Source organism: Salinibacter sp. (assembly GCF_042218895.1).
Lineage (GTDB): Bacteria > Bacteroidota > Rhodothermia > Rhodothermales > Salinibacteraceae > Salinibacter.
The window spans coordinates 1-10539 of the sequence record NZ_JBDGQQ010000007.1; the positions used below are offsets into that span (position 1 = coordinate 1).

Annotated in this window: 6 protein-coding genes; 2 read left to right on the plus strand and 4 right to left on the minus strand. The window is 60.6% G+C overall.

Annotation, left to right across the window (positions count from 1 at the left end; translation table 11 throughout):
- The 3 genes from ABEL04_RS00595 to ABEL04_RS00605 all read right to left on the minus strand — a co-directional run.
- The coding region (locus ABEL04_RS00595) for a glycosyltransferase (RefSeq protein ID WP_375800429.1) at positions 1-1127 on the minus strand (1127 nt) is incomplete at its 3' end.
- Between the two features lie 356 nt (positions 1128-1483).
- Entirely contained in the window at positions 1484-2245 is a 762-nt protein-coding gene (locus tag ABEL04_RS00600) for a response regulator (protein WP_375800430.1), read from the minus strand.
- A 445-nt stretch (positions 2246-2690) separates the two neighbouring features.
- Complete coding sequence (locus tag ABEL04_RS00605) at positions 2691-3410, minus strand: response regulator (protein ID WP_375800431.1); 720 nt, start codon at positions 3408-3410, stop codon at positions 2691-2693.
- Positions 3411-4034: 624 nt separating this feature from the next.
- On the opposite strand from ABEL04_RS00605, the gene ABEL04_RS00610 reads away from it, so the two are divergent.
- Complete coding sequence (locus ABEL04_RS00610) at positions 4035-4343, plus strand: hypothetical protein (protein WP_375800432.1); 309 nt, start codon at positions 4035-4037, stop codon at positions 4341-4343.
- A 359-nt stretch (positions 4344-4702) separates the two neighbouring features.
- Positions 4703-7054 carry a GumC family protein gene (locus ABEL04_RS00615; protein WP_375800433.1) on the plus strand — a complete coding sequence of 784 codons (2352 nt, stop codon included), beginning with the start codon at positions 4703-4705 and terminating at the stop codon, positions 7052-7054.
- A 164-nt stretch (positions 7055-7218) separates the two neighbouring features.
- Here the strand turns inward: ABEL04_RS00615 and ABEL04_RS00620 are convergent.
- The coding region (locus tag ABEL04_RS00620; RefSeq protein ID WP_375800434.1) for a T9SS type A sorting domain-containing protein at positions 7219-10539 on the minus strand (3321 nt) is incomplete at its 5' end.

Genomic DNA, 10539 nt, shown 5'->3' on the forward strand with positions numbered 1-10539 from the left:
TAGTTTACGAATCGATCCGCGTTCGTGATGCCGTTCCAGGTTCCAGGTACAGCGGAGGAGGAAGCATCTTGGCCTGCAGGATCCTGGGCAAAGTCGGCGTAGGCCGTCTGAATGAGCCGGGAGAATGCTGTTCGGAAGGACGACACGTCGAAGCGCTCCGCCTGTGCCCGCATTTCCTCGGGGGCAAGCTGAGAACGAATGTCTTCGAGTTCGCGCACGGCTGCCTTCACATGGTCCACCGTCTGTTCCTGAAAGAACACCCCTGTTTCTCCGGGGACGACAGTCTCGGTAACCCCTCCGCGACCGTGCGCGACCACCGGCGTTCCGCAGGCCTGTGCCTCAACCGGCACGATTCCGAAATCCTCCTCCGCCGCGAACACGAAGGCCCGCGCGTTTTCCAGGTAGTGCGTGGCGGCCTCGTCGGGCTGGTACCCCACCATCCTAACGTTCGGCCCTGCCAGTCGTGCGAGGGCATCGAACTCGGGCCCGTCCCCGACCACAATGAGCTCTTTTTCCGGCATGTCGTTGAAGGCCCGGACAATCAGGTCGACACGCTTATAGGAGACAAGGCGCGACATGGTGAGGTAGTAGTCCTCCTTGTCCTCCTGAACCGAAAACCGCTCCACGTCCACCGGAGGATAGATGACGTGGGCCTGTCGTCGGTACGTCTTCCAGATTCGGCGGGCTACGTTCTGGGAGTTCGCCACGAAGATGTCTACGCGGGGGGCCGTCGACGCATCGTAGAGCCGCAGGTAGTGGAGAATGGGCCGCGCGAGGAGGTTCCGGAGCTTCTGGCTCACCCCCTCTGCCTTCATGTAGTCGTGGTACAGGTCCCATGCGTACCGGAGTGGGCTGTGCACGTAACTGACGTGCAGCTGGTCGGCACGGGTAAGAGCCCCCTTCGCGACAGCGTAATTCGACGACACGACGACCTCGTGGTCGGTAAGGTCGAACTGTTCGATCGCGAGTGGGGCGAAGGGAAGGTAGTACCGGTAGGCGCGCTTCGCGAAGGGGAGCTTCTGGATGAACGACGTCTCGACCGATTTTCCCTGCAGAAAGCTGCGCTGCTCCTCCGGCACGAAGTCGATCAGGCTGTAGAGGTCCGAATCCGGAAAGACCTGGATCATCTGTTCGAGTACCCGTTCGGCTCCCGCATACACCGGAAGCCAGTCATGGACCAGACCCACGCGGTCCGGCAGGGCCGCACGTGAGTGATCTCCGCTGGGGGTAGGGCGGGAGGCCGGACTGCTGGACTGCGGGGACACAAGCCTCAGATCCTTGAGAGGGATTACGGAATGTTAAAGCCTACAGTCCGGAGCACCCTTCGACGATCCACCTGAGGTGTACTTGGGGGGAACGCTTTGGCCGAGGTTCTCTTATCCAAACCCCACAGCTTCCTGGGATGAGTGCGCCAAAAACGACACCTTCCCGTTCCCCACACAGGGGGGTATGTCAAGACGCTGTATCTGACGTACCGACACTTTTATGCCGAGTCGTCTTCTTGCCCCGTGTTTTCTCCCTGGCTGCCCGCCCACTGCGTAGCGTAGTGAAGCAGCTCGTCCACGGTCTCGTACCCGAGCTTCTCCTTCGCACGTCGACGGTACGTCTCGACTGTCTTCCGATCCAGGTCCAGCTGAGCGGCAATTTGGTGCACGCTGTTCCCTTCCCCGAGCATTCGGAAGACCGTCAGCTCCCGGTCGGTGAGCTCTTCCAGGTGCGACGTGGTAGAATAATCTTCTGTCTGAATGACCTTGCTCAGAATGCGAGACGTGATGTGCTGGCTCAGGTACACCTGCCCATCGCTAATCTCCTCGATGGCGCGTATCACCGTTTGAGTAGGCTCGGTCTTCATGACATATCCGGAGGCCCCGGCCCGAATGGCCCGCTCCGCATACACGTTCTCGTCGTACACCGAGAAGACGAGAATCCGAACCTCCGGCACACGCGAACGAATGCTCTCGATGAGACTAAGACCGTCTTCATCCTCGAGTGAAATGTCGACCACCAGGACGTCGGGCACCCGCTGTTTGATAATGGGCACTGCGTCTGAGGCACGCGCGCTGTCCCCCACGACCTGCATTCCGGCCTCACTGATCGCCGACGACAGCGCCTCCCGTATGGCCGGATGATCGTCGACGAGAAATACCCGTGTTTGCGTGTGCGAACTCTCTGGGTTAGAGCTGTCAGGGGAGGCCTGAGAGCCGCTAGATGAGATCTCCGAGTGGAAGTACAGTGCTTGGTTCATTCGCCAACGGCGCTTTCGGGTAAACACGAAGTCGTTTGCGTGAGAGGCGCACACGTGCACAAACGCGGATGCCCGCAACAGATACAGGAGGTGTGCGCTCTACGATCCCTCCGGATTAGTCACAGCATTAAGTTTAGCGTCAGTCGCGAAGACGCTTTCTCCTCTAGTGCAAGCCCTGGGGAAGATAAGGCGTAATCTGACATATTCCGTTAGAGCACGCCCTGGCGCCACCGCTGGCTGTGTTGCCCCCCTGAACATAGACTCGCTCGATCAGCCACGATGCTTCTCCCGTTGGGTCCCACGGTCAGCACCTCCTCCGCGTACATGCTCCGGAACAATTCGGGCGTACCCCAAGGGCGATGGGTCGAAGAAATGAAGGGGTTCCGCCCACCCTGGAGGCTTCGGAAAGCCGTCCGTGGAGAGCATCGGAGGATGTTCGCCCGCGTCACTCGTTGTCGTCCTCCCCATCCGAAGACCTCAGGCTTTCTGCCCCCTCACCAGGAGCCGATGCCCACTGTACGGCGTACTGCAGCAGTTTCGATACCGAGTCAAGCCCCAGCTTTTCCTTCGCTCGCCGACGATACGTCTCGATCGTCTTCCGCGCCAGATTGAGGCGATCCTGGATCTCCTCAATGCTGTGGCCCTCCCCGAGCATCTGGAAGACCGCAAGTTCGCGGTCGGTAAGCTCATCGATCGGGAAGCTGGGCTCGGAGGCCTCTCCTCTCGCGACCTTGTTAAGGATGCGGGAGGCCATGTCTCGGCTCAAGAATACCTCCCCGTCGTTGACCACCCGTATGGCTTCTATGAGTTCTTCTGTCGATTTGCTCTTCATGAGGTAGCCTGAGGCCCCAGCCCGGATGGCCCTCTCGGCGTATACCATTTCGTCATACATCGAGAACACCATGACCTGAATGTCTGGATACTGGGCTCTAACATTTTGGACGAGATCGAGGCCATGTGCATCCTCCAACGAAATATCTATGACGGCCACATCGGGATCGAGTTTTTCAATCTGGCGAAAGGCCTCTTCCGATGAACCCGTCTCTCCACAGACCTCGATGTCGATTGTTGACTCAATCCGGTCCCGAATGGCTTCCAGTATGGCCGGATGATCGTCGACTAAAAAAACCTGAATGTGACCAGTACCTTTATCTTCCGATGGCATTTGAAAGTGGACTACAATGAAATGTAAGGACGGCAGGAAGGCTCACCTTTTGACTCTAGAGTAGTCGGTTTCCCTTAGCAAAAGCAACGGCTACAACACTGCGTCTGAATCGGTCCTAATGCATTTCCACCTTCGATGTTCGATAATGCACTGGTACTCCTGTCACCGAGGAGAATCTAACCTAGGGTTCCAGGCCGGTCCCGTCTCTGATCAGGTTGCTCCTGGAAACGGTCGTGACTGAGTTGAATGGGGATTTTAGACCTCCCATTCGGTGCTTTCTCCGACGGCGGCTGTGATGAGTCCAGAAGCCCCAAGGAAGGGGGGCGGAACGGAGCCTTCGACTCCGCCGCAGCGTGTTCGCGCACCGGTTGAGATTGCCGCTGGGGAGGGGCGGCGGTCAATAGTCACGAACGCCACAGGGCAAAATTCCGTTGGATGTACGGGGCTACAACAAAACTGATGGGGCGCCAGAAGGTCTCTGCGTCCGGCACCAGAACCGGCATCGTTCGCGCGCCGGACAGGGGCGCGCAGGCTCACGGCCGTCCAGAACCGCTTCCTCGAGGGGAGCAATTCAGTCTCCTATGCGCACGGCACTCAGGACCTGCAGCTCTACGGGAGTTGGCTATGGCCGCCGACGAATCAACTGCCATCCTTACGTCTAGCGTGTCGCTTCCCGGGCACACGCTCTGGTTTGGACGCGCCAAACTGTACGACGACCACATCCGCGTCACGGGATGGCACTGGACGGGCCGGCATGAGAAGCGCATTCGCCTGGACAATCTCACGCGAGTCGACACCTGGTCTCGTGCGGACGGGCCAAACATGGTCCTCCGCATGAACGATGCGGCTGAATACCTCCGTCTGGAAAAGGGGATCATGCTCTGGTACTGGAAACTGAAAGAACTGGGGGTCGAGGTTATGGGTCGCGGATGAGATCTTCGTCGGGCGAGTGCCTCGCTTCCAGGTTCGGGGACGAGAGGATGGAGACCACGGTGAGCTCGGACGAGGAAGTCGGTGCGGGTACCAGTGTTTCTACTGTCTACGGACGCGCATCAACAACTGTGAAGCGGCCCCGGCAGCGGAGGGATCTCCAATCCGAAAGTGACGAGGGATTGTTGCCTGTGGCGTATCCCGATGCACAGCCCGCACCGTTAATGTATTTCAGCCGTATTAACCAAGACCTTCTGGTCACAATCTGTGTGATGCAGAACAGCAACCGTTCCTCATTTCCCCAACTGGAAGGCAATTCGGCGTCTTCCTCGTCGCGTCATCAGCTCCAGGCAGCGTCCCCGATGTCCGAAGACAGCGCCAGCCTGGACTTCTCAAGTATTCTCGCAACTCTCGCGCGGCGGAAGTGGATTGTTCTTGTCACCTGCCTTCTCGTTGCGGGCTCGGTCGCAGGCTACACACACACGTTGCCCTCTATCTACCGGGCGTCCAGCATGGTGAGGATTGACCTGCGGAGCGAGGGCACCATGACGGTAACAACCACCCCTGCGGTCCAGCCGACGCGTGACCTAACGGCCGAGGTCGGGGTGCTTCGGAACTCCAATGAACTTGCTCGACGAGTTGTCAAGGCACTTCGGCCCCGAGACGATACGGCGGGAGGCCCACAACCCTTCCCCGTGTTCGCTGATTCCGGGGCGAAAGAGCCTACTTCTAAGCGCGCGGCCATTCGCCGGCTCCGTCGAAAGGTGACATTCAAGCCCCGCCAGGACCGCAATATGATTGAAATCATCGCGACGAGCGAGAGTCCGAAGGAGGCGTCCACCATTGCAAACACCTACGCGAGGGAGTACAAAGAATTTAGCCAGGAAAAAGCACGGGCGAGCGTGTCGGCCGCCCGAAAGTTTTTGGGGAAGCAGGCGAAAAAGAAACGCCGGAAGATCCAACGGCTCGAAAGGAAATGGGAGTCGCTGAACAACCAGCTCGCTGTGCGGGGCAGTGACAGTCTCACTTCAGAATACAATGAGCTAAAATCTCGCCGCGATCAACTCACATTCAAGCTTGAACGGAAGCGAACCCAGCTCAAGCTTCTCCGCAAGCAGCTGCGCAAGCTTCAGCCTCAGCTTGAGGAGAGCGTCTTGAAGAACCAGAAGGCGTCCGGCCTTCGCAGTGAGATCCAAGCCCTCGAAAAACAGATTGCGAAGATGCGGGCTGAGGCCGCGAAGTACTACGCCATAAATCCCAACTTGAAGGGGGATACGACCCGGATCCGAAATGACTTTCCGGAGCTGGCGAATCTCATTCAGCGGATCGACGCTCTCGAGAATCGCAAGCAGGATCTGGCCCGGGAGCTAGTGGCCAAGGCCACCACCGGACCCCTGTCCTCCGGAGCGGACGGGGCACCACTGGGACGCGTCGCAAAACTCCGCAGGCGGATCGCTGAGAAGGAGCTCGCGGTGAATCAGCTTCAGTCGCAAATCGCCGAGATGGATTCGCAGATTGCCGAGTACAAGTCGCGGCTAGACAACATTCCCGAACAGCAGTTGCGGCGCAAACAGGTCAAGCGGAAGCTGAGACAAGCAGAATCATTCTATAAAACGATTACGAGCGAGCTTCAGAGAAAGGCTGTCGCCGAAGAGTCCGAGCTTGGCTACGTTGAGATCGTTCAGAGCGCGTTTGTGCCGGGTGTGCCAGTCCGTCCCAACATGGTCCAGAATGTGATTCTTGGGATTCTTCTGGGGCTCGGCTTCGGGGTCGGACTTGCTTTTCTGAGAGAGGCCACGAGTACTGAGTTCCGCCATCCAGAAGAGATCGAAGAAGAGGGCTACACCCTCCTCGGCGTCGTCCCGGCGATGGATTCCGAGATTGAGCGTGCATTCAACGGCCGCGATTTCATTACGGTAGAGGGGCGCGAGGTCAGCACGCGTCTGATGCCTGTGCTCAACCCCTGGTCCTCGGTGACGGAGAACTACCGCCTGATCCAGACAAACCTGAGACACGCTGACAATGAGAACCCCGAGGTCGTCTTCGTGACCAGCGCGCAGCAGGGGGAAGGTAAAACTACGACCGCGGTCAATCTTGCCCTTACCGGGGCGCTCAGCGGTCAGCGCGTCCTCCTCATTGACGCGGATATGCGAAACCCAACCGCCCACACAGTGCTCGGCGAACCGCGCACCCCGGGCCTGGGAGAGATACTGAGCATGGGTCCTGGCTCCAGCGGGCGTGGGCGGGATGCTCTCCTGGATACGACCTCGAAGGAAAACGGGGAGACAGGAGATTCGTACATGCACCGCCCGTTGGTCGAAGGGCTCTATTTCATCCCGGCGGGCACCGCGAAGGAGGCGCCCACGACGACCCTCGACTCGGAGCGCATGCGCTGCTTCGTCGAGGCGGCTCAGCCACACTTCGACCTTATCTATATCGATACCCCACCGGCTCGTGCTGTGAGTGACGCGGTCGTGATGGGGGCTCAGGCAGACGCAACGGCCCTCGTCGTTTCGGCCAACGAGGCGGATCGGAAGGCGCTAGACTCGGTCATAACGTCTCTGCGCTCGGTAGACGCCCACGTTTCGGGGGTCGTGTTCAATCGGTTTGACGAGCAGAAGGCGTCGGGAGCAAACGGGGCCTACTCGTACTACGGATCCGAAGACTACTACGACTATCAGAGCAAAGACCGTGTCATGCCTGAGGAGACATGAGGAACGCCTGAACGCTGCGAAAGGAGAGTCCCGCACTCGGAGGTTCTGAGAAACGTATCGCGCACTGCCGTCCCAGCCGACCACGGGCAGCGCCTCACCGCGCGTCTGGGGTGGGGGGACAGGGCTCGGACGGTTTCCCGTTTGAGGTTGGAGGCGGGCTCCAACTATCGCATAACGACAATTTTCCGGACGCGCACGCCGCTGGGGGCGCCGAGCCGAGCGAAGTACGTGCCACTTGAGAGGTCGAGAACCGACACCTCGGCCGTGCGCCGTTTTCCGCGCGCCGTCTTCTGGTGGTAGATCTCCTTCACTCGCTGACCCAGCACGTCGTAGAGGGTGAGCGCAACGGGTCCGCTTCGCTCGACCGTGAACGCAAGCCGAGTTGACTTCCGCACCGGATTCGGTCCTGTCACACGCAGCGTGAGTGCCTGCTTCGCCTCGATGACCAAGGGGACCGGATCTGTGCGAGACGTCGCTCCCCCCGCATCCACCTGTCGGAGGCGGAACCGATGCGTGCCGGGCGCTAGATCCCCCGCACGAAAACGGTAGGAGTGCGGCTTGGCAGTCGTGCCTGCTCCTTCGACAAAGCCGATCTGGGAGTAGTCGGTACTGTCAGGGGGACGGTGCAGCACTCCGAATCCCGAGTTGTTCGTCTCGCTTGCGGTCTGCCACCGGAGAAGGGCCGCCGTCCCGTCGCGTGTTGCGGTGAACGCCGTCAGGTCCACCGGCAACGGGTTGCCCGGGCTATCGCTCGCCAGTTTGAATGTACCGAGTTGCGTCACACCCTGAGCCACCAGGACGTCATCGGTCGAGTCGGAGGGAGTGCCCTGGTCGTCGAACGCGGTGGGGACGGACTCGTAGTCCCCGTCTCCGTCGGCGTCAAGGACGATCGTGATGGCCTCAGGAATGCCGATGCCGTCAACATCTTCGTCGTCGAGACGGATGCGGACGTCGACCGAGTCGAAGGTCGACCTCCGGGCACGCACCTCCCAGCGGTACTGACTCAGGTTTTCAAATCGTTCCTCACCGCTTCTGCTCGCTGACGAGGACGTGGTGGCCGTTCCCTCCGCGTCTGCTCCGGCGAAGAAGCGAGCGTCGATGCTGCCGCTCGTCCGGACGTTCCAGAGGGTTCCCCCCAGTCCGGTCGTTCCGAGATCGATACCCGTCGACCCGCCTTCATCGGCATCGATGACTGCAAGGGCACGTTCGAGCGGTGGATCTTCGGTGGAGTCGTCCTGGACAGTGACCGGAACGGGCTCGGCAGAGACTTTTTTGCTCTTGCTGCTGGCCGTGAGGGTGAGGTCCGCATTTCCGTCCGCTTCCGGCGTGAGCACGACGGTCTGATTAGGGGGGGACACGCTTGTAGCAAGGACTGGGGGGTTGCTTGAGGTCGCCGTGACGGTCGGCGGATCCTCGCCCGACGTTCGAAGAAGGGCAGGACCCACGTGGGTCAATCGCAGGGAGGATCCCCTTATCACCAACGAGTCGAGAAACGTTTTGGAGGACGTCGAGCACTCCAACCGACCACCATTGCTCGAACACATGAACGTATCCCAGGCGTCGCTCGGCACCATCGCGTCGTTCCAGGCCGCCGCGCTGTCCAGGAGGGTTGGACGCACCCCAATCTGGTTTCCCAGTTTTAGCGTATGGTAGAACTGACTTGGCTCCTTGCCCGGATCCTTCCAGAATCCGGAATTGAGGTCCGCCCGGGTGTTGATCGAGGTGGACGGAGGCTCCCATCCTCCCCGTTCGCCATCGAGGCGGTCCCAGTGGGCGTCCACGTCACTCCCGAGGCCTGGAGAGTGGCGGTACATCATCGCACGGACCTGCTCTTCAAACAGTACCTCGAACGTCTCACGGTGCAGGCCGCTGCGGTAGCGGTCGAGTCGAGAAAACAGGTCATGGCTTACCCCGAGAATGGCCCCGCAGATGTAGCGGTTTGTAGACCAGGAGCGAGGATTGTACTCGGTGTGGCCGATCGTATTGTCGAACGATTCGCACATCTCAAGCGACTTCATGTACGTGAAGACGCGGCGCAGGGGCTGTTCGATACCCAGATTGCCGAGGTCGCCCAGGTGCGTGTTCTGATACTGCCAATCGACCGGCCGATTGCCAAGTTTGTGCCCCCGTCCACTGTTGATCCGCATGGCGAGCTCATACCACGCGTTGTCGAGCCATAGGTCGTAGGCGCGGTCCTTCGCGCCTGCATACCGCCCGGTGACGTGCGGGGCAAGATCGAAAGGAAAGGGGCCGCCCGGCCACGTATACCAGTCGCTGTTGGCCCACGTGCCCCCGTGATGCGTCCCCAAATTGGAGAGCTCATCGGCCACGTCGTACGTGCTGATGGTTTCCCATAGCTTCACCGTCGCCCATTTCTCGAGGTTTACCTGGCGGTAGGCCGCGTCCGACTGACTCGTGACGTCGGTGTAGCCGGGCTCGACGAGCGTCGACTCGACGTCCTCGAAGTTGTCCGTCTCTGCCCCCAGGAGTCGCGTCGCCCACCACAGGTCTTCCAGACAATCGGGACTGCTGGGGGCGGTTGCGGACGCGCACTCTTCGAAGTCGGAGAACGACCGGTGGCCCTCCCCGGCCGCTCCCTCCACCGGATCCCAGAACCCCGACCGCCGGTTGCTCCACGTCTTGATCTCGCCCCCCCACATGTCGAGGGGATGGTGGACGGGAAGCCACTCGTTCCAGTCGGGAAATTGAATCGGGGCTGGGACGTGCATCCCGTCTCGGGTCGAATCGATCTCAAAGTCGTCCGGGGACGGGCCGCCCGGAAAGACGTGCGCGAGCATCTCCCGGTCATGGTCGAGGGCCCACTTGACGCCGGCCCCGGCCGCCGCGTATTGACTTCCTCCTCCCGGCATGTTCGAAATGCGGGTGCCCGCCGTCCGGGGGGCGGACTCGCTACGGCTCGCGACGCTGGTGGGGCCGGGCTGATACACAGGGTGCCAGGGCCGTCCGGGCGGGGCATAGGAGCGCCCCGTGTCGGGGTCTTTCAACTCATAGCTCCGGATGTAGGCAGCAATTTTTTTGCCCTGGCGTGCGGACAGGCCGTGGAATTTGCTGCGGGCAATGATGGACGTGTTGGAGAACGCGAAGTACGCAAGGTCCCGGCCGTCGGTCGCGTGGCAGTCGGCGCAGGCGGCGGTGATGGTCTCGTCCGACCGCCAATGCGGCGCCAGCGAATTGCGCTGTTTCCAGAGCGCCTCTCCCTCAGCGACCGATTCAGAATCGCCGTACCCTTCTGGGGCGGACCAGGTCGCAGGATCATCCCACGCGAACGACGTTCCGTTGATGGCGTCGGTGTCATCCGGACGCCGAAGCTCCAGGCCGAGGATGCGGTACCCGGTGCTCGGAGCCCCGAAATCGTCCGGGCTGTTTTTCGGAAATGCGTAGTTGAACCGGAAGTCGATGGTGTTGCGGCCATCCACGAGTGTGCCGCCGACGTCGGCGACGGCCACCTCAAGCCGGAGGGTGTG

Bases quoted from the DNA above. Each gene is read 5' to 3' on its own strand.
- ABEL04_RS00615 (WP_375800433.1), top strand. From the start codon at position 4,703: ATGTCCGAAGACAGCGCCAGCCTGGACTTCTCAAGTATTCTCGCAACT.
- ABEL04_RS00605 (WP_375800431.1), bottom strand. From the start codon at position 3,410: ATGCCATCGGAAGATAAAGGTACTGGTCACATTCAGGTTTTTTTAGTC.
- ABEL04_RS00610 (WP_375800432.1), top strand. From the start codon at position 4,035: ATGGCCGCCGACGAATCAACTGCCATCCTTACGTCTAGCGTGTCGCTT.
- ABEL04_RS00600 (WP_375800430.1), bottom strand. From the start codon at position 2,245: ATGAACCAAGCACTGTACTTCCACTCGGAGATCTCATCTAGCGGCTCT.